The sequence below is a fragment of the Pseudomonas sp. genome (genome assembly GCF_049300855.1).
Taxonomy (GTDB): Bacteria; Pseudomonadota; Gammaproteobacteria; order Pseudomonadales; family Pseudomonadaceae; genus Aquipseudomonas.
Genome location: NZ_JBAQKH010000028.1, coordinates 118,701 through 145,424, shown reverse-complemented (window position 1 = coordinate 145,424; position 26,724 = coordinate 118,701). Strand labels below are relative to the sequence as shown.

General features: G+C 59.6%; 28 protein-coding genes. 14 read left to right on the top strand and 14 right to left on the bottom strand.

Annotated elements, in window-relative coordinates; all coding sequences use genetic code 11:
* Window positions 1–3: 3 nt before the first annotated feature.
* On the bottom strand, window positions 4–882 hold the full coding sequence (gene dapA, locus WA225_RS14780; RefSeq protein ID WP_422608463.1) for a 4-hydroxy-tetrahydrodipicolinate synthase: 879 nt from the start codon (window positions 880–882) through the stop codon (window positions 4–6).
* Window positions 883–1,211: 329 nt separating this feature from the next.
* Here dapA and WA225_RS14775 point away from each other — a divergent pair, with 329 nt between their 5' ends.
* Together WA225_RS14775 and WA225_RS14770 are read left to right on the top strand one after the other, a co-directional pair.
* Window positions 1,212–1,772 (top strand): glycine cleavage system protein R, encoded by a 561-nt coding sequence (locus WA225_RS14775; RefSeq protein ID WP_422608462.1) that lies wholly within the window; start codon window positions 1,212–1,214, stop codon window positions 1,770–1,772.
* Window positions 1,773–1,782: 10 nt separating this feature from the next.
* Entirely contained in the window at window positions 1,783–2,256 is a 474-nt protein-coding gene (locus tag WA225_RS14770) for a peroxiredoxin (RefSeq protein ID WP_095119107.1), read from the top strand.
* Between the two features lie 139 nt (window positions 2,257–2,395).
* On the opposite strand, the gene WA225_RS14765 is transcribed toward WA225_RS14770, so the two are convergent.
* Both WA225_RS14765 and WA225_RS14760 read right to left on the bottom strand, forming a co-directional pair.
* Window positions 2,396–3,466, bottom strand: a complete 1,071-nt coding sequence (locus tag WA225_RS14765) for an AI-2E family transporter (protein ID WP_422608461.1) — start codon at window positions 3,464–3,466, stop codon at window positions 2,396–2,398.
* Between the two features lie 32 nt (window positions 3,467–3,498).
* Window positions 3,499–3,738 carry a sulfurtransferase TusA family protein gene (locus tag WA225_RS14760; RefSeq protein ID WP_422608460.1) on the bottom strand — a complete coding sequence of 80 codons (240 nt, stop codon included), beginning with the start codon at window positions 3,736–3,738 and terminating at the stop codon, window positions 3,499–3,501.
* Between the two features lie 99 nt (window positions 3,739–3,837).
* Here WA225_RS14760 and WA225_RS14755 point away from each other — a divergent pair, with 99 nt between their 5' ends.
* Complete coding sequence (locus tag WA225_RS14755) at window positions 3,838–5,271, top strand: M48 family metalloprotease (protein WP_064119685.1); 1,434 nt, start codon at window positions 3,838–3,840, stop codon at window positions 5,269–5,271.
* Window positions 5,272–5,352: 81 nt separating this feature from the next.
* On the opposite strand, the gene WA225_RS14750 is transcribed toward WA225_RS14755, so the two are convergent.
* The 4 genes from WA225_RS14750 to rpoE all read right to left on the bottom strand — a co-directional run bounded on the left by WA225_RS14750 (window position 5,353) and on the right by rpoE (window position 9,169).
* Complete coding sequence (locus tag WA225_RS14750) at window positions 5,353–6,786, bottom strand: DegQ family serine endoprotease (RefSeq protein ID WP_422608459.1); 1,434 nt, start codon at window positions 6,784–6,786, stop codon at window positions 5,353–5,355.
* A gap of 209 nt (window positions 6,787–6,995) precedes the next feature.
* A complete protein-coding gene (locus WA225_RS14745; RefSeq protein WP_422608458.1) occupies window positions 6,996–7,961 on the bottom strand; it encodes a MucB/RseB C-terminal domain-containing protein in 966 nt (321 codons plus the stop codon).
* A gap of 8 nt (window positions 7,962–7,969) precedes the next feature.
* Window positions 7,970–8,557 (bottom strand): sigma-E factor negative regulatory protein, encoded by a 588-nt coding sequence (locus WA225_RS14740; protein ID WP_008077804.1) that lies wholly within the window; start codon window positions 8,555–8,557, stop codon window positions 7,970–7,972.
* Between the two features lie 30 nt (window positions 8,558–8,587).
* Complete coding sequence (rpoE, locus tag WA225_RS14735; RefSeq protein WP_003172477.1) at window positions 8,588–9,169, bottom strand: RNA polymerase sigma factor RpoE; 582 nt, start codon at window positions 9,167–9,169, stop codon at window positions 8,588–8,590.
* A 557-nt stretch (window positions 9,170–9,726) separates the two neighbouring features.
* Here rpoE and nadB point away from each other — a divergent pair.
* Window positions 9,727–11,343, top strand: coding sequence for an L-aspartate oxidase (gene nadB, locus WA225_RS14730; protein WP_422608457.1), 1,617 nt, complete (start codon window positions 9,727–9,729; stop codon window positions 11,341–11,343).
* On the opposite strand, the gene WA225_RS14725 is transcribed toward nadB, so the two are convergent.
* Complete coding sequence (locus WA225_RS14725; RefSeq protein WP_422608456.1) at window positions 11,312–11,764, bottom strand: protein YgfX; 453 nt, start codon at window positions 11,762–11,764, stop codon at window positions 11,312–11,314. The two genes, nadB and WA225_RS14725, sit on opposite strands and share 32 nt — an antisense overlap.
* The gene (locus tag WA225_RS14720) at window positions 11,748–12,002 is read right to left on the bottom strand and encodes a succinate dehydrogenase assembly factor 2 (RefSeq protein ID WP_053118052.1); all 255 of its coding nucleotides are present in this window, start codon (window positions 12,000–12,002) and stop codon (window positions 11,748–11,750) included. Before WA225_RS14720 ends, WA225_RS14725 begins: the two co-directional genes overlap by 17 nt.
* 150 nt (window positions 12,003–12,152) lie before the next feature.
* On the opposite strand from WA225_RS14720, the gene WA225_RS14715 reads away from it, so the two are divergent.
* Both WA225_RS14715 and WA225_RS14710 read left to right on the top strand, forming a co-directional pair.
* Entirely contained in the window at window positions 12,153–13,094 is a 942-nt protein-coding gene (locus WA225_RS14715) for a YgfZ/GcvT domain-containing protein (protein ID WP_422608455.1), read from the top strand.
* Window positions 13,095–13,129: 35 nt separating this feature from the next.
* The gene (locus WA225_RS14710) at window positions 13,130–13,951 is read left to right on the top strand and encodes an HDOD domain-containing protein (protein ID WP_064388478.1); all 822 of its coding nucleotides are present in this window, start codon (window positions 13,130–13,132) and stop codon (window positions 13,949–13,951) included.
* Window positions 13,952–14,056: 105 nt separating this feature from the next.
* Here WA225_RS14710 and WA225_RS14705 read toward each other — a convergent pair whose 3' ends face one another.
* Window positions 14,057–15,442: a sensor histidine kinase gene (locus WA225_RS14705; RefSeq protein WP_422608454.1), complete on the bottom strand. Its 1,386-nt coding sequence runs from the start codon at window positions 15,440–15,442 to the stop codon at window positions 14,057–14,059.
* A complete protein-coding gene (locus tag WA225_RS14700) occupies window positions 15,435–16,106 on the bottom strand; it encodes a response regulator (RefSeq protein WP_034153139.1) in 672 nt (223 codons plus the stop codon). Before WA225_RS14700 ends, WA225_RS14705 begins: the two co-directional genes overlap by 8 nt.
* A gap of 235 nt (window positions 16,107–16,341) precedes the next feature.
* On the opposite strand from WA225_RS14700, the gene WA225_RS14695 reads away from it, so the two are divergent.
* From WA225_RS14695 to WA225_RS14675, 5 genes are read left to right on the top strand one after another with little or no spacing between them, the layout of a single operon-like run.
* The gene (locus WA225_RS14695) at window positions 16,342–17,634 is read left to right on the top strand and encodes an OprD family porin (RefSeq protein ID WP_422608453.1); all 1,293 of its coding nucleotides are present in this window, start codon (window positions 16,342–16,344) and stop codon (window positions 17,632–17,634) included.
* A 53-nt stretch (window positions 17,635–17,687) separates the two neighbouring features.
* Entirely contained in the window at window positions 17,688–18,665 is a 978-nt protein-coding gene (locus WA225_RS14690; RefSeq protein ID WP_422608452.1) for a Bug family tripartite tricarboxylate transporter substrate binding protein, read from the top strand.
* 56 nt (window positions 18,666–18,721) lie between these two features.
* A complete protein-coding gene (locus WA225_RS14685; RefSeq protein ID WP_422608451.1) occupies window positions 18,722–19,180 on the top strand; it encodes a tripartite tricarboxylate transporter TctB family protein in 459 nt (152 codons plus the stop codon).
* A 1-nt stretch (window position 19,181) separates the two neighbouring features.
* Window positions 19,182–20,696 carry a tripartite tricarboxylate transporter permease gene (locus WA225_RS14680; protein WP_422608450.1) on the top strand — a complete coding sequence of 505 codons (1,515 nt, stop codon included), beginning with the start codon at window positions 19,182–19,184 and terminating at the stop codon, window positions 20,694–20,696.
* Window positions 20,689–21,723: an AbrB family transcriptional regulator gene (locus WA225_RS14675; protein ID WP_422608449.1), complete on the top strand. Its 1,035-nt coding sequence runs from the start codon at window positions 20,689–20,691 to the stop codon at window positions 21,721–21,723. The genes WA225_RS14680 and WA225_RS14675 overlap by 8 nt, the downstream gene beginning before the upstream one ends.
* Before the next feature lie 114 nt (window positions 21,724–21,837).
* Here the strand turns inward: WA225_RS14675 and ung are convergent, their stop codons facing one another.
* A complete protein-coding gene (ung, locus tag WA225_RS14670) occupies window positions 21,838–22,530 on the bottom strand; it encodes a uracil-DNA glycosylase (RefSeq protein WP_064119805.1) in 693 nt (230 codons plus the stop codon).
* Between the two features lie 132 nt (window positions 22,531–22,662).
* Between ung and WA225_RS14665 the strand changes: the two genes are divergently transcribed.
* On the top strand, window positions 22,663–23,775 hold the full coding sequence (locus WA225_RS14665; RefSeq protein WP_422608448.1) for an enoyl-CoA hydratase/isomerase family protein: 1,113 nt from the start codon (window positions 22,663–22,665) through the stop codon (window positions 23,773–23,775).
* Window positions 23,776–23,828: 53 nt separating this feature from the next.
* Here the strand turns inward: WA225_RS14665 and WA225_RS14660 are convergent, their stop codons facing one another.
* Entirely contained in the window at window positions 23,829–24,236 is a 408-nt protein-coding gene (locus WA225_RS14660; RefSeq protein WP_397481509.1) for a hypothetical protein, read from the bottom strand.
* A gap of 181 nt (window positions 24,237–24,417) precedes the next feature.
* The gene (locus tag WA225_RS14655) at window positions 24,418–24,669 is read right to left on the bottom strand and encodes a hypothetical protein (RefSeq protein WP_064119702.1); all 252 of its coding nucleotides are present in this window, start codon (window positions 24,667–24,669) and stop codon (window positions 24,418–24,420) included.
* Between the two features lie 336 nt (window positions 24,670–25,005).
* Here WA225_RS14655 and WA225_RS14650 point away from each other — a divergent pair, with 336 nt between their 5' ends.
* Entirely contained in the window at window positions 25,006–26,493 is a 1,488-nt protein-coding gene (locus WA225_RS14650) for a sensor domain-containing diguanylate cyclase (RefSeq protein ID WP_422608447.1), read from the top strand.
* Complete coding sequence (locus tag WA225_RS14645) at window positions 26,486–26,716, top strand: cysteine-rich CWC family protein (RefSeq protein WP_422608446.1); 231 nt, start codon at window positions 26,486–26,488, stop codon at window positions 26,714–26,716. The genes WA225_RS14650 and WA225_RS14645 overlap by 8 nt, the downstream gene beginning before the upstream one ends.
* Window positions 26,717–26,724 lie beyond the last annotated feature (8 nt).

Genomic DNA, 26,724 nt, shown 5'->3' with positions numbered 1-26,724 from the left:
CAATTAAACCAGGACGCTGCACTGGCGCAGGGCCGAGCGAAGCGTTTCATGACAAGGTGTGCTCAGCCAGGTCAGTGGCAGGCGGATGCCTTCGTGCATCAGGCCCATTTCAACCAAAGCCCACTTCACCGGAATCGGGTTGGCTTCGATGAACAGGTCTTTGTGCAGCGGCATCAGTTTTTCGTTGATCGCCCGCGCGGTATCGCCGTCGCCTTTGAGCGCGGCCTCGCACAGGTCGGCCATTTCGCGCGGCGCGACGTTGGCAGTCACCGAGATGTTGCCTTTACCGCCCAGCAGGATCAGTTCAACGGCAGTCGGATCATCGCCGGACAGCACGATGAAATCCTTGCTCACGCCATCAATGATCGCTTTGGCGCGTTTCAGGTCGCCGGTGGCTTCCTTGATGCCGATGATGTTCGGCACGGTGGACAGGCGAATCACGGTCTCGGCCTGCATGTCGCAGGACGTGCGGCCCGGAACGTTGTAGAGAATCTGTGGAATGTCGACTGCTTCAGCGATGTGCTTGAAGTGCTGGTACAGGCCTTCCTGGGTCGGCTTGTTGTAGTACGGAACCACCAGCAGGCAGGCGTCGGCGCCGGCTTCTTTGGCGTTGCGGGTCAGCTCGACGGCTTCGCGGGTCGAGTTGGCGCCAGTGCCGGCGATGACCGGAATGCGCCCGGCAACCTGTTTGACCACGGCTTTGATGACGGCGATGTGTTCTTCAACATCAAGGGTTGCCGACTCGCCGGTAGTACCGACCGCGACAATGGCATGGGTGCCGTTCTTGAGATGGAAGTCCACGAGTTTGCTGAGGCTGTCCCAGTCAAGACGCCCTTGTGCATCCATGGGAGTGACCAGTGCCACCATACTGCCCGCAATCATGAAACCGCTCCTGCCGGAAAAAGAGAGCGGTAATGGTACTGGCGCCAAGATGCTTGCACAAGCGAAGTACTGCGCTGCCGCCATTCCCCTTGGCGCCGCTTTTCGCTACCCTTCAGACTTTGATCGGTACTGATCAGCTTGTACGCCGGGTTCCAGCCTCTCTTTACGGCCTCCCAGACCCCGTTCCTGCGTCGCATCGACGCGCTCCCGCTATAGTGGAGCGAGCCGCGAGCGCTTGTCGGGGCTTTTTGTACGGACCGCCAGAACGGCACGCCCCGGCCAGCAACGCGCGTAAACCTACCGACCGCTCATCGCTTTAGGAATGCTGCATGTCCACCCCCACAGTTCGCGAACAATTCCTTGTCATCAGTGCCCTCGGCGCCAACCCCATGGAGCTGACTAACGTCCTGTGCCGCGCCAGCCATGAAAATCGCTGCGCCGTCGTCACTTCCCGCCTGACTCGCCACGGCGAATGCAGCGCGCTGATCCTCGAGATCTCCGGCAGCTGGGACGCCCTCGCCCGCCTGGAAGGCAGCCTGTCGGGCCTTGCCAAGAAGCACCTTTTCACCGTCAACGTGGTGCGCAGTGCGGCGCTGGAAAACCGCCCGCAAGCGCTGCCATACGTGGCTTACGTCAGCTCGGCGTATCGCCCGGACATCATCAATGAGCTGTGCCAGTTCTTCATGGACCACAACGTTGAACTGGAAAACCTGACCTGCGACACCTATCAGGCGCCACAGACCGGCGGCACCATGCTCAACGCCACGTTCACCGTGACCCTGCCGGCCGGCACCCAGATCAGTTGGCTGCGTGACCAGTTCCTCGACTTCGCCGATGCGATGAACCTGGATGCACTGATCGAGCCTTGGCGCCCACAAAACCCAATGTAAGGAAGCTTTCATGGCCGTTGTCATCGACCAACCGGTTGCGGATTTCGAAGCACCTGCCACCAGCGGGCAGACTGTCAGCCTGTCTGCCCTGAAGGGCAAGCAAGTGGTGATTTACTTCTACCCCAAGGACAGCACCCCGGGCTGCACCACTGAAGGGCAGGGTTTTCGTGATCAGTACGCCGCGTTCAAGGCTGCCAACACGGAAATCTTCGGCATTTCCCGCGACAGCCTGAAGTCCCACGAGAACTTCAAGTGCAAGCAGGAGTTTCCATTCGAGCTGATCAGCGACAAGGACGAAGCCGTCTGCCAATTGTTCGACGTGATCAAGTTGAAGAAGCTGTATGGCAAGGAATATCTGGGCGTTGATCGCAGCACCTTCCTGATTGATAAGGACGGCGTGTTGCGTCAGGAATGGCGCGGCGTGAAGGTGCCGGGGCATGTGGATGCGGTTTTGGCTGCTGCTCAGGATCTGAATAAAGCCTGATGGTTTTGCGTCACCCTCATTGACGCCTTCGCGAGCAAGCTCGCTCCCACATTGGATCTGTGGTGCTCACAAGTCCAATGTGGGAGCGAGCCTGCTCGCGAATGGGCCCTAAGTGTCACCAAACAATCTGGATCAATCGCTACAGCAGCGGTGCCACCGCCGGTTCCTGGCGCGGCCACGCATCCAGCACCGCCTTGAACAGCGTCGCCAGCGGAATCGCGAAGAACACCCCCCAGAACCCCCACAACCCGCCAAACAACAGCACCGCGCAGATGATTGCCACCGGGTGCAGATTGACCGCCTCCGAGAACAGCAGCGGCACCAGCACGTTGCCATCCAGTGTCTGGATGATCCCGTAGACCGCCATCAAATAGATGAATTGATCGCTCCAGCCCCACTGGAACAACGCGATCAGCAGCACCGGTACGGTCACTACCACGGCACCGACATACGGCACCACTACCGACACACCGACCAGCAACGCCAGCAGCGCCGCATAATTCAATCCGAGCGCCACAAAAGCGATGTAGGTCACGCCACCACAAATCACGATCTCGATGACCTTGCCGCGAATGTAGTTGGCGATCTGTCGGTTCATCTCCTGCGCAACCCGCGTGATCAGCGCGCGCTCACGTGGCAAGTAACCACGTACCCACTCGCCGATCATGACTCGGTCCTTGAGGAAGAAGAACACCAGAATCGGCACCAGCACCAGATAGATCATGATGTTCACCAGCAGCGGCAGACTCGACAGCGAGAATGTCAGCGCCCATTGGCCGAACTTGCCGATCTCGCCCCGCGCCGCCTCGATCGCCTGCAACACTTGCTCGTCGGACACCAGATGCGGATAACGCTCGGGCAGCAATAACAGCAGCGATTGCCATTTGGCGAGCATGCCCGGCAGTTCGTTGAACAGCGTGATCAACTGATGCCAAAGCAGCGGCAGCACCACGACGATAAACAGCATCAGCACGCCCATGAACAGCGCGAACACCAAGCCCACCGCCGCGCCTCCCGGCACGCGCAAACGCTCGAGCGTCACCACCAGGCCCTGCATCAGATAAGCCAGCACCATCCCTGCCAACACCGGCGCAAGCATGCCGCCTAGGGTGAGTACGGCCGTGAAGGCGAGAAACAACAGCACCGCCAGCACCACCGCTTCTTCGTCGGAGAAATAGCGCTGAATCCAGTCGCGTAACACTTTGAACATCAATAATCCTTAGGTCTTTTACGCGGTCGGTATCAGGCTTTTTTTAACCAGTAACGGTAAACGCCTGAATCGTCTTCTTCACGCAGCAGCGTGTGACCGGCCAATCGGGCAAAGGTGCGAAAGTCGCGTTGCGAGCCCGCGTCGGTGGCGATCACCTTGAGAACCGCCCCACTCTGAAGCTTGTTCAGTTCCATCTTCGCCTTGAGCAACGGCAACGGACAATTCAGGCCACTGGCGTCCAGTTCCACGTCATGGGCTACAGCGTCAGTCATTGCGTCACTCCGGATCAGGTCTGTCGAGCTGCCTAGAATATCTGGTCGCAAGCCCGGTGTCCGGCTACAGTAAGGTCTTTGTCTTCTAAGGCTTTGTGCATGACTTTTCTGCGCCCTACCCTGCTGACGCTCGCTTGCCTGCTCGCCTCACCAGGCTTTGCCGACGATCTGCCGTCACTCGGCGACGCCAGTTCTGCCATTGTCTCGCCGCAACAGGAATATCAGCTTGGTCGCGCGTGGCTGGCGATGTTGCGCAGTCAGGTCTCACAACTCAACGATCCGCAGCTCAAGGACTACGTCGAATCCAGCGTCTACAAGCTGGTGGAGACCAGCCAGGTGACGGACCGACGCCTTGAATTCATTCTGATCAACAGCCCGCAGCTCAACGCCTTCGCGGCGCCGGGCGGTGTAGTCGGGGTCAACGGCGGCCTGTTTCTCAATGCACAGACCGAGGGCGAATACGCCTCGGTTCTCGCCCACGAATTGGCGCACTTGTCGCAACGCCACTTCGCGCGCGGCGTCGAAGCCTCGCAGCGGATGCAGGTGCCGATGATGGCCGCGCTGCTGGCCGGTATCGTCATCGCTGCGGCCGGCGGCGGTGACGCCGGGATCGCGACCATCGCCGGCACACAGGCGGCGGCGATTCAGTCGCAGCGCACCTTCTCCCGCCAGAACGAACAGGAAGCCGACCGCATCGGCATTCTCAATCTGGAGAAGGCCGGTTACGACCCACGCTCGATGCCGACCATGTTCGAGCGTCTGATGCGCCAGTATCGTTTCGACGCCAAGCCGCCGGAATTCCTCCTGACTCACCCGGTGACCGAATCGCGTATCGCCGACACCCGTAACCGCGCCGAACAGGCCAAACCGGGCGGCATTGAAGACTCCAAGCGCTATCAATTGATCCGCGCGCGCGTGCAGTTGATCTACGAAGAAACCCCGGGCCTGGGCGCCAAGCGTTTCCGCGCACAACTGGATGAAAACCCGCAAAACGACGTGGCGCGCTATGGCTTGGCGATTGCGCAGATCAAAGGTGGTCAGTTGAATGAGGCCCGCGAGAATCTCAAGCAACTGCTGGCGACCTCGCCGAATGAAATCATCTACAACCTTGCCCAGGTCGATCTGGACATCACCAATAATCGCCTGCCGGATGCGCAGTCGCGGGTCGATCGGATGCTCGCGCAGTACCCAGGCAACTATCCGCTGAATCAGGTTCGGGTGGATCTGCTGCTCAAACAGAATCGCGCTGCCGATGCCGAGAAGGCACTCGAAGGTCTACTCAAGTCTCGCCCCGATGATCCGGACGTGTGGTATCAGGTCGCCGAAACCCGCGGGCTGTCGGGCAATATCATCGGCTTGCATCAGGCCCGTGCCGAGTACTTCGCACTCGTCGGCGATTATCGTCAGGCGATTCAGCAGCTCGATTTTGCCAAGCGCAAGGCGGGCAGCAACTTCCCGCTGTCGTCGCGTATCGATGCACGTCAGCGCGAGCTGATGGAGCAGGAACGCATGATCAAGGACATGATGGGCTGATCGATACCCGTCAGGACAAAAGCTTCAGGCATAAAAAAACCGCCTCTTTCGAGGCGGTTTCTTTTTTACCTTGGCGCTGGATTATTCAGCCAGCTTGAAGGTGATGAAGCTGGCGCGACCTTGACGCAGTACGCGCATCGACACCGAACGGTTCTTCGGCAACGCCTTAGCGATCTCGCCGAACTCCTTGGTGGAGCCGATGGCCTGGTTGTTCAGGTGCGTGATCACATCGCCTGGTTGCAGACCGATCAACGCGGCAGGACCATCCTGCACTTCCTTGATCACCACACCACCTTTGAGGTCGTAGGTTTTCTTCTGCTCGGCAGTCAGTTCACCTACCGATACACCGAGGCGATTGCTGGTGCTTTCAGTGCCGGACTTCGGCAGTGCATCCAGCTCTTTGTCTTCGTCAGGGATCGCGCCAACCGTCAGTTCGACATTCTTGCGCTTGCCTTCACGAATCACTTCCAGATTGGCTTTCGCACCAGCCTTCAATGCGCCGACCAGATGCGGCAGGTCAGCAGACATGACGATCGGCTGGCCATTCATGCTCAGGATCACGTCACCGACTTGCAGACCACCTTTGGCTGCCGGGCCATCATCCTGAATCTGGGCAACCAGCGCGCCGGCTGGCTTCTCCAGACCGAACGACTCGGCCAGATCCTTGTTCACTTCCTGAATGACTACGCCCAGCCAGCCACGGCTGACTTTGCCGCCGCTCTTCAGTTGGTTGGACACATCCATCGCTACGTCGATCGGAATCGCAAACGACACACCCATAAAGCCGCCGGAACGGGTGTAGATCTGCGAGTTGATGCCGACCACTTCACCGTTCAGGTTAAACAGCGGACCACCGGAGTTGCCCGGGTTGATCGGCACGTCAGTCTGAATGAACGGCACGTAGTTTTCGTTCGGCAGGCTACGACCAACGGCGCTGACGATGCCTTGAGTCACGGTGTGGTCAAAGCCGAACGGCGAACCGATCGCGACGACCCACTGGCCGGCCTTCAGGTCCTGGGATTTGCCAAGCTTCAACACCGGCAGATCCTTGCCTTCGATTTTCAGCAGGGCCACGTCGGAACGTGGGTCGGTGCCGATCAGTTTGGCTTTCATTTCGCTGCGATCAGCCAGGCGGACGAGGATTTCGTCAGCATCGGCGATCACGTGGTTGTTGGTGAGGATGTAGCCATCTGGAGAGATGATGAAGCCCGAGCCCAACGATTGCGCTTCACGCTGACGACCACCGCCGCCCGGCGAACGCTGCTGAGGTGGCATGCCTCGTTCGAAGAACTCGCGCAACATCGGCGGCAGGCCTTCCAGATCGGGCATCTGCTGGTTCACTTTGCGATCCGGCAGTTTCTGCGTGGTACTGATGTTCACCACCGCTGGCGAAGCTTGTTCGACCAACTGGGTGAAATCAGGCAGGTCGGCCGCTTGCGCAGCAGGGATCGCCTGACCAAGCAGCAGCACGGTGGCGAAGATGGAGAGATAAGACTTCAAGCTAGGTATCGACATACAGCTCCCGTTACGACGAGCAGGGTTAAGCGATATGGAGCAAGGAACACCGGAAACCACAGACCGGTATTTTTGTTCCGGCAACAACAAACAAGGCCAGAGCCGTGAGGCTCTGACCTATAAAAAACTTTCAGGTGTTTTGCAAATGAAAATGCTCAGCAAACATTTCATCTACGTCTCGACGAAGAAGTGGTAATGACTGAATCAGCTCACTGCTTGCTGGTTGCAGCGCCATCATTGTTACGCATCGACAAAGCAATTCGTTCGGCGGTGCCTATCGGAATCTCGCCCACCACTGTCACCATCATTTCGCCCTGCGGCGTGGTCAGGCGACGGGAGACAGCAACGGTCGGACCCAGTTGGGTACGGGTATCGGTGACCGTAGCGCCATTCAAAGGCTCAAGAAAAACCGAGAAACGCGCCAGACCGTCGTCATATAGCAGACTGTTGACCTGAGTCTTGGTTTCCGGATCTTTGTGCGAAGTGCTGCTGGTCAACTCGAAGCCCGGCGGCAGCCAGTCGGAGTGCCAGACTTGGGCAGTCTTCACGGCAGAAGCCTTGTCGCTGTCGAGCGTAATCGCTTTGCAGTCGGCGTCGGCTTGCAAGTCTTTGTCTGATGGGACTTCGTCTGTGTCGAGACTGGTGAACTGGAACCGCTCCAGCAACTGCCCCTTGTCGTTCAATAACAACGACTTCAAAGGCAGGCCGGTTTGTTTGTCCAGGTGCAGCTCAAAACCGTAACGATGCTGATCGCGAGGCGTCAGCGATACGATCACGGCGTCTCGACCGGCCACGCGCGATTTGCCTATGACGGCAAGGTCATACCAGTTCTTCAGCTTTTGCGGATCAAGAGGTCGAGCGGCGGAGTTTGGCGAATCTCCCAGTCCCGCAATCAGAGTGCCGCTGACGCATTGAGTATGCCCATCAATGCGTACGACTTCCTGCGCCGAGCCGTCAAGCTGAAGTAACCGCTCGCGGACCTGGCCATTCTGGACGCGATGCCAGATGTTGTGGGTAGAAAAGCTACCGTTACGCTCGTAAACGAATGTGCCGTGGAAGCTTTGCTGCTGCTCGGCCTGGCCCAGACGGGTCAACCAGTCCTGGGCCTCATCAGCATGGGCTGGAACAATGAACCAGCCACTGAGCAGAAGCGAAAGTAGAGGTATGGCGCGCATGATCCTCCTTAACGGTTTTCCAGGCTTGCAGCACGTGCGTAAGGCAGCGCGCTTTCAGTACCTTTCAGTGCAGCCTGTTGAGCGTGCTGACGCAGGTAGCCTGGCAGACGCTGATCGTGCCAGCCTGGTTGACCTTGCAGTACGCCGTTGGCCATCGGGCCAGTGGCTTCCGAACTCTCACTATAGCCTGCCAGCACAGCCGGGCCTTTCACCTGTGGGGTGGCCAGGGTTGGCTGATTGGATTGCTGAGCCAGTTCCACACCAGCGATTTCGTCCTGGTTGTACAGGCGAACACCTGCCAGAACGGCAACAGTCACCGAGGCTGCAACAGCCAGGCGACCGAGGTTGCGCCATGGGCTGCGAGATACTTTGGCCGGAGCCGTTTCGTCTTCCAGTGCAGCAGATACTGCCGCAGCGATGTCCAGACGTGGCAGCAGCAAATCCTTGTGCATGGCTGCCCGAGCGATCTGGTAACGAGCCCAGGTCTCACGGGTATCAACATCATCCAGTGCGCTGAGCACTCGACGCAATTCCAGTTCGTCCGCTTCGTTATCCATCACTGCGGACAGCGATTCCTGCAGGGCTTCACGACTCATGGCGTTCCTCTCTTGGCTGTCGCCGCTGTCTCAGTTTTCCTGCAACAACGGCTGCAGGGCTTTATCGATGGCCTCCCGGGCGCGGAAAATCCGGGAGCGCACGGTACCCACCGGACACTGCATGACGCTCGCAATGTCCTCGTAACTCAGACCATCGAATTCACGTAAAGTTAACGCCGTACGCAAATCCTCTGGCAGTTGCTGAATGGTTCGATGGACGGTGCCTTCGATCTCATCCCGCAGCAGTGCACGTTCTGGTGATTCGAGATCCTTGAGGCCGTGATCGCCATCGTAGAACTCTGCATCCTCGGAACTTACATCGCTATCCGGCGGCCGACGGCCGCGAGAAACCAGGTAGTTCTTTGCCGTGTTAATGGCAATACGGTACAGCCACGTATAAAACGCACTGTCGCCGCGAAAGTTTCCAAGTGCTCGATACGCCTTGATAAAGGCTTCCTGAGCCACGTCCTGGGCTTCATGGGTGTCGTGCACAAAACGCACGATCAACCCGAGAATTTTGTGCTGATACTTCAGCACCAACAGATCGAAAGCTCGCTTGTCGCCGCGTTGAACGCGCTCGACCAGCTGCTGATCCTCTTCCTGGGTTAGCATGAACACTCCTCGATAAGCCCGAAGGAGACTTGCATAACTAAACGACCAGACTTGCAAACATAGACTCGGGCTTTTCGCAAAAGTTCTCCCCCTCCAGGCAAGTTTCCTGCGGGCTCTGATTTGGCACGCACGAAAAACGCAGCGCGGGATAAACCGGCTGCGCGAATAATCTTGTTATCGGTTTCGCCGGGCAGGAATCCAACAGCAGATTCCGCACTGAAGCCGACACGTCCCTTGTTTCTGGCACCGACTATTGATCTTGGGCCTTTGGCAAAAGTTCCAATTATTTATAGCCGCACCGCCCTGACATTGGGCAACCCTGGGCAGAAAATCCTGTTTCAGCGCCGATACAGTCGTGTTCTACCCAAAAGGGTGAAAAAAACTTCCGACGAAGCACGCGGTTTTTTCCTACGCAGTAGTTTCACAATGCCATGTCGGCTCGGCTATTGTGCCGCCCCACCCCTCTATATACTAGTGGGCTGTGTGGCTGTCTTGACTCGCCGATCCAGCTGTCTTGCGCCACCCCCGACCCGGGTCGCTTTGAGCGGAATCCTGTAATGAGCCAACAATTCCAACATGATGTTCTGGTCATAGGCAGCGGTGCTGCCGGTTTGAGTCTCGCGCTGACCCTGCCAGGTCATTTGCGCATTGCCGTTTTGAGTAAAGGCGATCTGGCCAACGGGTCGACCTTCTGGGCCCAGGGTGGCGTCGCCGCCGTGCTCGACGACACTGATACTGTCGAATCCCATGTTGATGACACCCTGAACGCCGGTGGCGGTCTGTGCCATGAAGACGCCGTGCGTTTCACTGTCGAGCACAGCCGCGAAGCCATCCAGTGGCTGATCGACCAAGGCGTACCGTTCACACGCGACGATCAATCCGGCACTGAAGATGGCGGATTCGAATTTCATCTGACCCGCGAAGGCGGTCACAGCCACCGTCGCATCATCCATGCGGCCGATGCTACCGGCGCGGCAATCTTCAAAACTTTGCTGGCGCAGGCCAAAGAGCGTTCGAACATCGAATTGCTGGAGCAGCGGGTTGCCGTTGATCTGATTACCGAACGCCGTTTAGGCATGGAAGGCGAGCGCTGCCTCGGTGCCTACGTACTCAACCGCAAAACCGGCGAAGTCGATACCTACGGCGCACGCTTTGTGATTCTGGCATCGGGCGGCGCGGCCAAGGTTTACCTCTATACCAGCAACCCCGACGGCGCCTGCGGTGATGGCATCGCCATGGCTTGGCGCTCCGGCTGTCGGGTGGCGAACCTGGAATTCAATCAGTTCCACCCGACCTGCCTGTACCACCCACAAGCGAAAAGCTTCCTTATTACCGAAGCCCTGCGCGGCGAAGGCGCACACTTGAAGCTGCCCAATGGCGAGCGCTTCATGTATCGCTTCGACAAACGCGCCGAACTGGCACCGCGCGACATCGTCGCTCGGGCCATCGACCATGAAATGAAGCGTCTGGGGGTCGACTGCGTCTATCTCGACATCAGCCACAAGCCTGAAGACTTCATCAAGACGCACTTCCCCACTGTTTATGAGCGCTGCCTCGGTTTCGGCATCGACATCACCAAACAACCTATTCCGGTCGTACCCGCCGCGCACTACACCTGCGGGGGCGTGATGGTCGATCAACAAGGTCGCACCGATGTTCCGGGCTTGTATGCCATCGGTGAAACCAGCTTCACCGGCCTGCATGGTGCCAACCGCATGGCCAGCAACTCACTGCTCGAATGCTTCGTCTATGCCCGTTCGGCGGCGACAGACATTCTCGCGCAACTGGACAATGTCGCCGCGCCAAGCGCCCTGCCCGCGTGGGATGCCAGCCAGGTGACCGACTCCGACGAAGACGTGATCATCGCGCACAACTGGGATGAGCTGCGGCGGTTCATGTGGGACTACGTGGGCATCGTGCGCACCAACAAGCGACTGCAACGGGCGCAGCACCGTGTGCGCCTGCTGCTGGACGAGATCGACGAGTTCTACAGCAACTATAAAGTCAGCCGCGACCTGATCGAGCTGCGTAACCTGGCGCAAGTTGCCGAGTTGATGATCTGCTCGGCCATGGAACGCAAGGAAAGTCGCGGCCTGCATTACACCCTAGACTATCCCGATATGCTGCCCGAGGCGCTCGACACTATTCTGGTGCCGCCCACCTACGTCGGCTGAACTTGAGCCGCACTCGCAGGCGTCGGTGCAGATCCGCCGCCTGCGAATCCCTTGGCACGCAGATCGATCTGACCCGCCATTCACCGCGCAACCTGAATCTCAGCACCACGATCAGCGGCAGCGCGAGACTGTCCGGGCGCAGCTGTGCTGCCTGCCAACCCTCCACCTGATTCCACAGCTGCCAGCCATCGGCGTCCCGGCGCAATCCGCGAAACGCTCGACGGTGATTCAGCAGAATTTGTCGAGGCAACACCCAAAAGCCATGAAGCAGACAGGCGAAAGCCCCCAGCAGCGTGGCCCAGAGTGGAATCGAAAGCACCAACAAAGAGCCCAGTGCGAACGCCTGGGCCAACAGATACGCCGCCAGCAACTGCCGTGAGGCATGCCAGCGGCATTCGAACGTGTTACTTGGGTTGGACACGGTCTAGAATCATGCGAACCATGCGCTGCAGCTCTGGATCCTCAGACTCGCTGCGCTCCATGAACCAGCCGAACATGTCCTGATCCTCGCATGTCAGCAAACGGACATACAGATCGCGATCCACCTGGTTCAGAGTCGCATAGACCTCTTTCACGAATGGCACCAGCAATACGTCAAGCTCAAGCATGCCGCGACGGCTGTGCCAAAACAGGCGGTTCAGTTCAACTTGTTCGACCATGGAGCCCTCCTCAAATTTGCCGGCAAGTATACAGCCCCGAGGCGGGTCGCACAGTCGGCTTTGGTCGGGCACCCTCGATCCTTTATCAACTACCCATTTCAACAACGCGCCCTTATGATGTGCCCCAGTCTATTTACCCTGCGATGACCCATGGCCGATTCTGCTTTTTTCTGCACCCTGTCTCATGAAGGCGTTCTCGCGGTTCGCGGCGCGGATGCCGGAAAATTCCTGCAAGGCCAGTTGACCTGCAATCTCAATTACTTGAGCGACAGCCGCGCCAGCCTCGGCGCGCGTTGCACGCAAAAAGGCCGGATGCAGTCGAGCTTCCGCATTCTGCTCGAAGGTGATGGCGTGCTCCTGGCAATGGCCAGCGAGCTGCTGGAGCCGCAACTGGCAGACCTGAAAAAGTACGCGGTGTTCTCCAAATCGAAACTGACCGATGAAAGCGCCGCCTGGGTGCGTTTCGGCGTGGAGAATGGCGACAACGCTTTGACCAGCCTCGGTCTGGACCTGCCGGCCGAAACCGACAGCGTCGCGCGTAACGAAGGTCTGATCGCGATTCGCGTCTCGCCCGATCGCATTGAACTCTGGGCACCGGCCGATCAGGCTGACGCAATCAAAGCCAAATTGTCTGCGGCCCTACCTGAAGCCGAGCTGAATCAATGGCTGCTGGGCCAGATCCGCGCCGGTATCGGCCAGGTCATGCCGAGCACCCGCGAGCTGTTCATACCGCAGATGCTCAATCTGCAGGCGGTCGGCGGTGTGAGTTTCAAGAAAGGCTGCTACACCGGCCAGGAAATCGTCGCGCGCATGCAGTATCTGGGCAAACTCAAGCGTCGTCTGTATCGCTTGAGCCTGGACACCGCTGATTTGCCGGAGCCTGGCACACAATTGTTCGCGCCAAGCCACAACAGCGCCATCGGCGAAGTGGTGCTGGCCGCCAAGGCCGGGCAAAACATTGAACTCCTGGCGGTGCTGCAGGCCGAAGCAGCCGAAGCCGGTGATTTGCATCTGGGCACCCTCGAAGGTCCCGCGCTGCATCTGCTCGACCTGCCTTACGAACTGGATCGCGACCGCGAAATCCAGCGCTGATCGCAGCATTTGTTGCAACACCCTAGAGAGTTTAAATGAGCGAACTGGCGGAAAAAGTCCAACAGGATTTGGTTGAGGCCATCGATAACGATGACCTGGTTCTGCCCACGTTGCCGGAAGTGGCCCTGCAGATTCGCAAGGCCGCTGAAGACCCGGAAATCAGCGTCAGCGACCTGAGTAAAGTGATCGGCCGGGACACGGCGCTGTCAGCGCGCCTGATCAAAGTGGTCAACAGCCCCCTGCTGCGTGCCGCGCAGGAAGTCACCGACCTGCACACCGCCATCACCCGATTGGGCATCAACTACAGCAGCAACCTGGCGATCGGTCTGGTGATGGAGCAGATCTTCCACGCCCGCTCCGAAGTGGTCGAACAGAAGATGCGCGAAGTCTGGCGCAAGAGCCTGGAAATCGCCGGCGTCAGTTATGCGCTGTGCCGCCGCTACACCCAACTCAAACCCGATCAGGCGGCCCTCGGCGGGCTGGTGCATCAGATCGGCGTGCTGCCGATTCTGACCTACGCCGAAGACCACTACGAACTGCTCTCGGACCCGGTCAGCCTCAACCATGTGATCGATCACATTCATCCGTTGCTGGGCGACAAACTGCTGCGCGTCTGGGAGTTTCCGGAGCGGCTGGTGGAGTTGCCGGGGCGCTATCAGGACTTCAAACGCGACTCGACGGCCATTGATTACGTCGATCTGGTGCAAGTGGCGAGCCTGTATTGCCACAAGGACACTGATCATCCGTTTGCGCGGATCGACCCAATGACTGTTCCGGCGTTCAGAAAGCTTGGGATCGATCAGGAGAACAAGGCGCTGTGCGAAGATCTGGAAGAATCGCGGACGATGTTTTACTGATCCGGGACCGAGGCGCGACCTTCGCGAGCAAGCTCGCTCCCACATTGGAATGCATTCCAGAGTGGGAGCGAGCCTGCTCGCGAAGGGGCCAGCAAACCACCACAATCACCCGGCAATAAAACTGACCCGCACCTTCAACCCCGCCTGCTCGCCATCGTGCAGACTGATCTGCGCCAGATGTGCCCGGCAGATCTCGCCGACAATCGCCAGGCCCAAGCCAGAACCCGCCACCTGCTGATTGCGTCGGTAGAAGCGTTCGAACACCCGATCGCGCTCTTCCAGCGGAATCCCCGGCCCGTCATCTTCAACTTCCAGCACCGCCGGCGCCGTGACCCGCAAAATCACATTGCCGCCCGGCGGCGTATGCGCCAAGGCGTTGTCGACCAGATTGCTCAGCAATTCGTTGAGCAACGTTGGCTCACCACGCAGCCACACCGGTTCGTCCGCCTCCAGCGCCAGCGCCACCCCGCGTTTGTGCGCCAACGGCGCCATGGCCATGCCCAGTTCTCGGGCCAACTGACTCAGATCGAGCAACTGCGCGCCGCCCTCGGCAATCGCCCGCGCACCGTTTTCGACGCGCGCCAGCGACAGCAACTGATTGGCCAGATGAGTCAGGCGATCAGTGCTTTGTGCCGAGGACTCCAGCGTCGAGCGCCAGACTTCGGCATCGTTCGAGCGCAGGCCCAACTCAAGCCTAGCTTTCAGCGCTGCCAAGGGCGTACGTAACTCATGCGCCGCATCGGCAATGAACTGCGCCTGCCGTTCGAACTGACCGCGCAGACGCTCGGTGAAATGATTGAGCCCGCGCACCAGCGGCCACAGTTCATGCTGCACTTCAACCAATGGCAGCGGGCGCAAGTCGTCGGGCTGACGTTCTTCCACAGCAGTGCGCAGGCGCTCCAGCGGGCGCAATGCCGCACTGACCGCGAACCACACCAGCAACAACGCGCCAATCGCCAACATGCCCAGTCGCAGCAACGTATCGGCGGCCAGACTGCGGGCCATGCTCACGCGCGCCTCGTCGGTTTCGGCGACGCGGATTTCCGCCATGCCGTTCATGTTCGGTTCGGTCACCGCTTTCAGCAGACTGACCACGCGCACGTTTTGGCCGTTGTAGGTGGCGTTGTAGAACCGCGCGAGCGCCGGATAATTGTCAGTGCGCGGTGTGCCGGGCGGCGGGCCGGGGAGATTTTCGTAGCCGGAAATCAGCTTCTGATGGATATCGTTGACCTGGTAGTAAATTCGCCCGGCGCTGTCGTAGGCGAAGGTATCCAGCGCCACATACGGCACGTCGGCGCTGAGGCTGCCATCGCGTTGCGACAGGCCCGCCGCGATGGTCCGCGCCGAGGCCAGCAACGTGCGATCGTAAGCGGTGTCGGCAGCTTCGCGACCATTCCAGTAAGCACTCAAGCCACTGGCGAGCATCAACACCACCAGCAGCAATGCGAGGTTCCACAGCAAGCGCCAGCGCAGGCTGCTGGGCTTATGCATCGCGGCTTTCCAGCAGATAACCGAGACCGCGGAAAGTCACGATGGCGACCGGTTGCCCGTCGAGTTTCTTGCGCAAACGGTGCACGTAGATTTCGATGGCGTCGGGGCTGGCCTCTTCATCCAGACCAAACACCTGCGCGGCCAGTTGCTCCTTGCTCATCACCCGCCCCGGTCGGGCGATCAGCGCTTCCAGCACCGCTTGTTCGCGAGAGGTCAGCGTCAGTAATTCTTCGCCAAGGGTGAAGCGCCGGGTGTCGAGGTCATAGGCCAGCACGCCACAACGCTGCTGACGCTCGCCGCCCAGCACACTGCGCCGCAGCAAGGCTTTGACCCGTGCTTCCAGTTCAGTCAGTTCGAACGGTTTGGCGAGGTAATCGTCGGCGCCCAGATTGAGACCGTGGACGCGATCCTTCACATCACTGCGCGCGGTCAGCATCAATACCGGCAGATTTTTTCCGCGTGCACGCAAACGCGCGAGCACCTCGAAACCGTCCATGCGCGGCAGGCCGACATCGAGGATCGCCACGGCATATTCCTCGCTGCCCAGCGCCAGATCGGCGGCCACGCCATCGTGCAACACATCCACGGTCAGACCGGTGCTCTTGAGCGCCTGAGCGACACTTTCGGCCAGTTGCAGATGGTCTTCGACGAGCAGAACACGCATGGATTTTTACCTCGTTCAGGGATGGCCGGCGCCACGCTTTGCCGCGGAGTTTACAGCCGCAACCGCCGCTGTGAAGCCCGAAAACCGTGAAAGTCAGCTGAAAGGTTAGTGAAAGGTTAGCCGGTTAGAGTCGGCCCACGGACAGTCCCGACTGCCGTCGCTGCTGCCACACAGCGCTACGAAAAACGCCACGAAGCGTTTTCGACCAATAAGAACAATAAACGGAGTACCCCGCATGCCGTCCATGCAGACCAAGGCACCTGTGCCTGTTCGCCCTTCCCGTTTCAGCCACACCGCCCTCGCCAGTGCCGCCGCTCTTGCCGGTTTTTCGCCGCTGAGTTTTGCCGACTTCATCGAAGACAGCAGCGCCACGTTCGAAACCCGCAACATGTATTTCAACCGCGACTTTCGCGATGGCACCAGCGCCCAGCAATCCAAGCGTGACGAATGGGCTCAGGGTTTCATGCTCAATCTGCAATCGGGTTACACCGACGGCACCGTGGGGTTCGGTGTCGATGCGTTGGGCATGCTTGGGGTAAAACTCGATTCGAGTCCGGACCGCACCGGCACCGGCCTGCTGCCGACCCACGACGATGGGCGCGCGGCGGACGAGTACTCGAAAGTCGGCCTGACCGGCAAAGTGAAAATCTCCGCCACCGAACTTAAAATCGGCAGCCTGATTCCTGAACTGCCGATCCTCAAACCCAACGACGGGCGCATCCTGCCGCAGACGTTTGAAGGTGGCTTGCTGACCTCCAAGGAAATCAAAAACCTGACCTTCACCGGTGGCCGACTGGAGAAAGCCAAGGATCGCGACAGCACCGATTTCGAGGACATCGCCCTCAACAACAAGAACAGCCGTTTCGCTGGCACCGCCGCCGGCAAGCACTTCGATTTTGGCGGCGTGGACTACAAGTTCACCGACAAGATCACCGGCAGTTACCACTTCGCCCAACTCGACGAAGTCTACAACCAGCACTTCTTCGGTCTCGTGGCCTCACGTCCGATGGGCCCTGGCACGTTTGCCACCGACCTGCGTTTTGCCGTCAGCGATGATCAGGGCGCGGCCCGTGGCGGCGAGATCGACAACCGCTCGCTCAACGGTCTGGTCAGCTACGCGCTGAGCGGCCACAAGTTCAGCGCCGGTTATCAGCACATGTCCGGCGACAGCGCCTTCCCGTATGTCGATGGCAGCGACCCGTACCTGGTCAACTTCGTGCAGATCAACGATTTCGCCGGCGCCGAAGAACGCTCCTGGCAGGCTCGCTACGACTTCGACTTCGCCAAACTCGGCATTCCTGGCCTGAGCTTCATGAGCCGTTACCTGAGCGGTGACAACATCAAGCTCAAGAACGGTGAAGAAGGCAAAGAGTGGGAGCGCAACACCGAGATCAAATATGTAGTACAAAGCGGCGCCTTGAAGGATGTCGCCGTGCGTTTGCGTAATGCCACCTACCGCTCCAACTACTCGGCTCGCGATGCAGACGAAGTGCGTTTGCTGGTGAGTTACAGCGTTGCGCTCTGGTAATGGCCTGCTGAAGAAAAACACGTCGAATAACAACAATGCCCGTGGAGAATCGAATGAACCTGTCACTGCGTAAAGTTGCACTGGCCGCCAGTTGCATCCTGTTTGCCGGCCAACTGATGGCCGAACCGAAACGTCCGGAATGTATCGCCCCGGCCTCCCCCGGCGGTGGTTTCGACCTGACCTGCAAACTGGTGCAGAGCGCCTTGGTCAACGAAAAACTGCTGACCAAACCAATGCGCGTCACCTACATGCCCGGCGGTGTCGGCGCGGTGGCGTACAACGCCGTGGTCGCTCAGCGCCCGGCCGATGCCGGCACGCTGGTGGCGTGGTCGAGTGGCTCGCTGTTGAACCTGGCGCAGGGCAAGTTCGGTCGCTTCGATGAGACCAACGTGCGTTGGCTGGCAGCGGTCGGCACCAGCTACGGCGCCATCGCGGTGAAAAGCGATTCGCCCTACAAGACCCTCGACGATCTCGTTCAGGCTCTGAAGAAAGATCCAAGCTCGGTGGTCATCGGTTCCGGCGGCACCGTTGGTAGCCAGGACTGGATGCAAACCGCACTGATCGCCAAGGCTGCCGGTATCAACCCGCGTGACCTGCGTTACGTGGCGCTCGAAGGTGGCGGCGAAATCGCCACGGCCCTGCTCGGCGGTCACATCCAGGTCGGCAGCACCGACATCTCCGACTCCATGCCGCACATCCAGAGCGGCGACATGCGCCTGCTCGCGGTGTTCGCCGACAAGCGCCTCGACGAGCCGGAAATGAAAGACATCCCAACTGCTCGCGAGCAAGGCTACGACATCGTCTGGCCAGTGGTGCGCGGCTTTTACCTCGGGCCAAAAGTCAGCGATGAAGACTACGCCTGGTGGAAAGAGTCGTTCGACAAACTGCTGGCCTCCGACGAGTTCGCCAAGCTGCGCGATCAGCGTGAACTGTTCCCGTTCGCCATGACCGGCCCGGAACTCGACACCTACGTGAAGAAGCAGGTTGCGGACTACAAAGTGCTGGCCAAAGAGTTCGGCCTGATTCAGTGATCGCCTCTGTCTAGCGGCTGCGTTCCCGGTGACGGGGACGCGGCACAGGAGCTCCCATGCTTATTCAACGCATTTTCGCCTCCGTGCTGTTGCTGGTTTGCGCCGGCCTGGCATTGATGGCGTGGCCGTACCAAGCGGCCTTTTCCTACGAACCGGTGGGCCCGCGCGCCTTCCCGCTGCTGATGCTCGGCCTGATGGGCGCAGCGCTGTTGTACATGGTGTTTCGCCCGGCGCCAATCAAACACAGTGAAGACGAGCCGCCACTGGATCGCGAAACCCTGACCAAGATCGCCATTTGCGTCGCACTGCTGCTGGTGTTCGCCGGTCTCTTCGAACCGTTGGGTTTCATCCTCAGCAGCGTCCTCATCGGCATTCCGATGGCGCGCCTGTATGGCGGTCGCTGGCTGCCAAGCATCGTGGTGACCACGCTGATGGCCATCGGTCTGTACCTGCTGTTCGACCGTGTGATGGACGTTCCGCTGCCCCTTGGCCTGCTCAACGTGCTGGAGAACTGATATGGATACCCTCGGTTATTTGGGTCAAGGCTTCGGCGTCGCGCTGAGCCCGTACAACCTGGTCACGGCCCTGGCCGGCACGCTGATCGGCACCGTCGTCGGCCTGCTCCCAGGCCTTGGCCCGATCAACGGCGTGGCCTTGCTGATTCCGATCGCGTTTGCCCTTGGCTTGCCGCCGGAATCGGCGTTGATTCTGCTCGCAGCGGTGTACCTGGGCTGCGAATACGGCGGGCGGATCAGCTCGATTTTGCTGAACATTCCGGGCGAAGCATCGACCGTGATGACCACCCTCGACGGTTACCCGATGGCCCGCAAAGGCCTCGCCGGTGTGGCGCTGTCGCTGTCGGCGTGGAGCTCGTTTATCGGTGCATTTATCGCCACCTGCGGCATGGTCCTGTTCGCGCCGCTGCTGGCGAAATGGGCGATTGCCTTCGGCCCGGCGGAATACTTCGTGTTGATGGTGTTTGCGATTGTCTGTCTTGGCGGTATGGCCGGTGATCGACCGTTGAAGACCTTCATAGCGGCATTGATCGGGCTGTTCCTGTCGAGTGTCGGCATCGACGCCAACAGCGGCGTTTACCGCTTCACCGGCGACAACATCCACCTGACTGACGGCATTCAATTCGTCGTACTGGTGCTGGGCCTGTTCTCGGTCAGCGAGATTCTGTTGCTGCTGGAGAAAACCCATCGCGGTCAGGAAGCGGTGAAAGCCACCGGCCGGATGATGTTCAACTTCAAGGAAGCCTCGTCGGTGTTCGTGGTGAACATCCGTTGCGGCCTGCTTGGTTTCATCATGGGCGTGTTGCCGGGTGCCGGCGCGACGCTGGCCAGCGCCGTGGCCTACATGACCGAAAAACGCATCGCCGGTGCCAGCGGCAAATTCGGTCAGGGTGACGCCCGTGGCCTCGCCGCGCCGGAAACCGCCATCGGTGCTTCGGCCTGTGGCGCGCTGGTGCCAATGCTGACCCTCGGCGTCCCAGGTTCGGGCACCACCGCGGTGATGATCGGCGCGCTGTCGCTGTACAACATCACCCCTGGCCCGCTGCTGTTCCAGCAACAACCGGACATCGTCTGGGGCCTGATCGCGTCGTTGTTCATCGCCAACATCATGCTGGTGATCCTCAACATTCCGATGATCCGCATCTTCACCCGCATCCTCGCCGTGCCGAACTGGGCACTGGTGCCGGTGATCGCGATCATCACCGGGATCGGCGTCTACGCAGTTCACGCCACCACCTTCGACCTGTTCCTGATGGTCGGCATCGGCATCTTCGGCTACATCCTGCGCAAGCTCGACTTCCCGTTGTCGCCGGTACTGCTGGGCTTCATCCTCGGCGGTCTGATGGAGCAGAACCTGCGTCGTGCGCTGTCGATTTCCAACGGTGCGCTGGAAATCCTCTGGTCGAGCCCGATCACCTTCGGTGTCTGGGTGCTGACCGCGATCATGCTGCTGATGCCGCTGCTGCGCATCTGGCGCAAACGTTCGGTCGCGCGTCGCGCCATTGCCGATGTTTGATCGCGCCTCACTTAAATCCTGGTGGGGAACCCCGCTGGTCGGTCTGCTCGGCGGCTACCTCGCCAGCCAGATCGGCTGGCCACTGCCATGGATGGTCGGCTCGTTGCTGGCGATCATCCTCGTGCGCTGCCTGACTCCGTGGCAACTCACGGAAATCCCTGGCGGCCGCAAGTGCGGCCAGTGGATCGTCGGCATCGGCATCGGCCTGCACTTCACCCCGGTGGTGATGGAGCAGGTGCTCAGTCATTTTGGTTTGATCTTCTTCGGCGCGCTGGTCACCAGTGTCTCGGCGGTAGTCGGCGTGTGGTTGATGCGCCGCACCGGTGAGGATCGCGCCACGGCGTTTTTCTCAAGCATGCCTGGTGGTTCCGGGGAGATGGTCAACCTCGGCGCACGTAACGGCGCGATGCTCAGCCACGTTGCGGCGGGGCAGAGTTTGCGGGTGTTGGTGGTGGTGCTGTGTGTGCCAGCGGCTTTCAAGTATTTGCTTGGCGATGGCAACCCGATTGCTCATGCGGGCAGCGTCGATTGGCGCTGGCTGGCGATTCTGTTTCCGGCGGGCGGTTTGCTTGCGTGGCTCTGGCAGCGTTTGCGCCAACCCAATCCATGGTTGTTCGGGCCGTTACTGGTGAGTGCGGCGGTAAGTATCAGCTGGGATTTGCACATCGGTCTGCCCAATGGCGGCAGCCAGATTGGTCAGTGGCTGATTGGCAGCGGTTTGGGCTGCCACTTCAACCGGCAGTTCTTCCGCCGCGCCCCCTCCTTTATGGGGCGGACGTTGATTGGCACGGCGTTGACCATGTTGATCGCGACGTTGGCGGCGCTGGGCTTGAGTGCGCTGACCCATCTGGATCTGCGTTCGCTGACGCTGGGCATGATGCCGGGCGGGATCGCCGAGATGAGTCTGACGGCGGAGACGCTACAACTGTCGGTGCCGCTGGTGACGGCGATGCAGGTGATGCGGCTGTTGTTTGTGCTGTTTCTGGCGGAGCCATTGTTCAAGTACTGGAATCGTAATCCCGAGTGAGACCGCGTTGCCCCTATCGCTGGCAAGCCAGCTCCCACAGATTTTTGGGGTGGTCACATAATCTGTGGCACCCACAAAACCCTGTGGGAGCTGGCTTGCCAGCGATGGGGCCCTTCAGATGGGCGGCAAACGCCACTCGATCGGCGTCTCACCATTCTGCTCAAGAAACTTGTTGGTGCGGCCAAAGTGCCCGCAGCCCAAAAACCCGCGATACGCCGACAACGGCGAAGGATGCACCGACGTCAGCACCAGATGCTTGGTCGCGTCGATCAGCTTCTGCTTGCTCTGCGCATGCGCGCCCCAGAGCATGAACACCAGATGCGGCTGGCGCTCGCTGACCAGTTCAATGATCCGATCAGTGAAAAACTGCCAGCCCTTGTCCTTGTGCGCATTGGCGTTGGCGCGCTCGACGGTCATAGTCGTGTTGATCATCAGCACGCCCTGGTCGGCCCAGCTCTGCAGGTAGCCGTGATTGGGAATGTCGATGTTCAGGTCGCGCTTCAACTCTTTATAGATGTTGACCAGCGACGGCGGCGCCGGCACGCCTGGTTGCACCGAGAAGCACAAGCCATGCGCCTGGCCCGGGCCGTGATACGGGTCCTGGCCGAGAATCACCACCTTTACTTTATCCAGTGGCGTCGAGTTCAGCGCGTTGAAAATCATCGGCCCCGGCGGATAGATTTCCTTGCCGGCTGCCCGCTCCTGCTGCAGAAACTGGCGCAACTCTGCCATGTAAGGCTGGTCGAACTCAGCACGCAGTGCCTCCTTCCAGCTCGGTTCGAGTTTGATACGGTCGTCAGCAGTCATGGTCATACCCGGCAAAAACAATGGGGCGAACCCTAGGAAAGCCGACCACGCTTGTCAATTGATCTGACGCAGATCCGGCACTTTCCCCCACAACGATCATACTGATCGTTCAAATTCCCGATCGAGGTCACGATGAATCTGCACTTCGAAGAACTCACCGGCACCGACGGCGCCCGCATCGGTATCGCCAGCCTGGATGCTGAAAAATCGCTGAACGCGCTGTCCTTGGCGATGATCAACGCCCTCAGCGACAAACTGAACGCCTGGGCCAAGGATCCACAAATTGTCTGCGTGCTGCTGCGCGGCAATGGTGACAAGGCATTCTGCGCCGGCGGCGAAGTGCGCAGCCTGGTCGAAGCCTGCCGCGCTCATCCCGGCGAAGTCCCGCCGCTGGCCGCGCAGTTTTTCAGCGCGGAATATCGCCTGGATTACAGCCTGCACACGTATCCGAAACCGCTGATCTGCTGGGGCCATGGTTACGTGCTCGGCGGCGGCATGGGTTTGCTGCAAGGCGCCAGCACGCGGATCGTCACGCCGAGCAGCCGTTTGGCGATGCCTGAAATCACCATCGGTCTGTATCCCGACGTCGGCGCCAGTTGGTTTCTCGCGCGGTTGCCGGGCAAGCTCGGATTATTCCTCGGTCTGACCGGGGCGCACATGAACGGCCGTGATGCGATCGATCTGGATCTGGCCGACCGTTTCCTGCTCGACGAACAGCAACCGCAACTGATCGAAGGCCTGCTGCAACTGAATTGGCAGGAACAGACCGCCATGCAACTCAATAGCTTGCTCAAGGCCCTGCAACAGGAAGCCCTGGCGCAGATGCCCGAAGCGCAATGGCTGCCGCGTCGTCAGCAGATCGACGAACTGCTCGACGTCAGCGACGTCACCTGCGCGTGGAAAGCCATCAGCCTGCAACGCGACAGCAACGACCCGCTGATCGCCCGTGCAGCGAAAACCATGAGCGAAGGCTCGCCACTGACGGCGCATCTGGTCTGGGAACAGATCATCCGTGCTCGCCACCTGTCGTTGGCCGAAGTCTTTCAGATGGAATACACCCTGAGCCTCAATTGCTGCCGGCACCCGGAGTTCAGCGAAGGGGTTCGCGCGCGCTTGATAGACAAGGATCAGAAGCCGCACTGGCATTGGCCGGACATTAACAATGTGCCGGATGCGGTGGTTGAGGCGCACTTTCACAAGGTCTGGGAGGGGCGGCATCCGTTGGCGGATTTGACGCAGTATTAAAATCCGCGCACAAAAAAGCGGCGCTCTAAGCGCCGCTTTTCATTTGCGGGTGATTACCAGCGGTTGCCACGTCCGTTGTGGTCACCGCGTCCGCTGTGTCGGTCGTAGTTGCCACGACCGCGGTGATCGTTGTCCCAACCGCCGCGACGGTGGCCGTCCCAATTGCCGCGATCATTGCCGTGCCAGCGACGGCTTTCGTAATAACGCGGGGCCGGTTGATAGTAACGTGGCGCAGGTTGGTAATAGCGCGGTTGCTGGTAGTACCGCGGGGCTGGCTGGTAGTAGCGCGGTTGCGCGTAATACGTGCTGCCACCGTTGTAATACGTGCCACCCGTGTTGTAGTAGGCCGGTGCGGGTGATGTGTAGACCTCTGAGCTGTAATACGAGTCCGCGTAGGAGTACGGGACGCAACCGGCAACGGAAAACATCAACGCAGCAAGTAGAAGAATTCGTCTATACATGGCGGCCTCCTGGACCGCGGGTTGGCCACACCAGCGACGCTGGCAGGCGACAGGCATTTAATCGGTGACTGTCGAAAAATCAGACAGCGTTTTTGGCATCTGGTGCGTTCCTGCAACAAGTTGAAACAAGTGATTGATGAAACCTTGTTCATCCGCAAAAACGCAGTCATTCAGGCGCTGATTAATGGTGGCCACCGTGATATCCGCCGCCGTGATAACCCCGCCCGTATCCGCCGCGATAGCCGTAGCCACCGTAGTAATAACGCGAGCCGCCGTAGTAGCGCGGGCCATAATAACCACCGTAGTAATAGGGTGAGTAATAACCGGGGTAGTAATAGGTCGCGGGGTAAGCATCGTAGGGGCCGGCATAGTAGTAACAACCGGACAAACCGAAAACCAGCACTGCACCGAGCAACATCTTCTGAACACGCATGGCGGCCTCCTGAAAGACCCACGGCCGCAACGGAACAGAGCGGCCGACACACGTTTGACTGGTGCGGATCAATCAAGTGCCCAGTCCGCGATGGCTTCAGATCAGCGGTGTCCACCCCATCGCAAAACCCTGTGGGAGTGAGCTTGCTCGCGAAGGCGGTGGATCAGCCAAATCCGTGTTGAATGACATACCGCATTCGCGAGCAAGCTCGCTCTTACAGGTTTGTGTCCATCCTCCTACGATGCAGGAACGACCATTCGCGCCGTACATGAAGCAGTTATTTCTCGACAGTGCCACTAGAATGCATGCCATCGGGCCACTGCCAACGGAACTGCCATGCCGCTTCGTTCTCCCCTCTACTCGCAACGCTCGCTGGTCCTGACGCTGATCGCCCTGCTCGGCGCCGGTTTCCTCGCGACTTCACTACTGAGTTACTACGCCTCCCGCGCGTCGATCCGCGACAACATCGTCAACACCGAACTGCCGCTGACCTCCGACACGGTCTACTCGGAAATCCAGAAAGACCTGGTCCGGCCGATCCTGATTTCCTCGATGATGTCCCGCGACACCTTCATGCGCGACTGGGTGGTCAACGGCGAGCAAAACCCCGAGCAGATGACCCGTTACCTCGACGAAGTCATGACCCATTACGGCGCCTACACGGCGTTCTTCGTCTCCAACGCCAGCCACACCTACTACCACGCCAAAGGCGTACTCAAGCAAGTCAAGGTCGACGAACCGCGCGACGCCTGGTACTTCCGCGTGCGTGACATGAAGGATCCGTACGAGATCAACGTCGACCCGGATCTGGCCAACAAGGACAATCTGACTTTCTTCATCAACTACAAGGTTTACGACTACCACAACCGCTTCATCGGCGCGGCGGGCGTCGGTCTGACCGTGGACGCGGTAATCAAGCTGATCGACAAGTACCAACAGCGCTATCAACGCAGCGTGTACTTCGTCGATACCTTTGGCCGGTTGGTCCTGACCGGTGCCGAAGGCGGGCCTGAAGGCGCGCACATCGGCCAGAGCCTGAGTGAACTGGAGAGCATGAAGAGTCTGGTCAACCAGTTGCCCAAACCGCACAGCGGCAGTTACGAATATTCCGCCCACGGTCAGGGCCATTTCCTCAACGTGCGGTTTATCCCGGAGCTGAACTGGTACCTGTTCGTGGATAAACGTGAGGACGGCGCGCTGAGTGAAATCCGCCAGTCGCTGTATCTGAACCTGCTGATCTGCCTGCTGGTGACGCTAATTGTCCTGGCGTTGCTCAACCGCGTGATCAAACGTTATCAAAGCAAAATCCAGGCGCAGGCCATTCTCGACAGCCTCACCGAACTGCCCAACCGCCGTGGCTTCGACATTCTCGCCGCACAGGCCCTGCACGAAGCCCAGCGCGAAACCAAACCACTGACCGCGTTGCTGCTCGATCTCGATCACTTCAAGGTATTGAACGACACCTACGGGCACATGGCCGGCGATCAGGTGTTGATCGGTTTTGCCCGCGATCTGCAAAGTTGCCTGCGCCACGCCGACATCGTCTGCCGCTGGGGCGGTGAGGAATTTATCGTGTTGCTGAAGGACACCGACGGCGACACCGGTCAGAAAATTGCCGAGAAGATCCGTCAACACGTCGAACAGCACGAATATGCCTACGACGGCCACCGTCTCAATCTGACAGTGAGCATCGGCGCCACCACCCTGCAACGCGATGACACCTTGCACAGCCTGCTGTCGCGGGCCGATCATGCGATGTACCGAGCCAAACAAACCGGCCGCAATCGCACCTGCGTGGAAATGCCTCACTCGACTTATGCCTGATTCTGACGTTAAACCCGACCATTGCCCGGCCTGCGGCGCCCGCAACGATTGCAGCCTGGCCGACCCGCGCACCGCTGACCGCGAATGCTGGTGCTATGGCGTCAGCATCGACCCTGCCGTGCTTGAAGCGTTGCCGTCAGAACTGCGCAACCAAGCCTGCCTGTGCCCACGTTGCGCGCAGGTCGAAGCGCAACTGCAAGCAGCCAGGCGGCCGATCCCGTAAGATGCGCG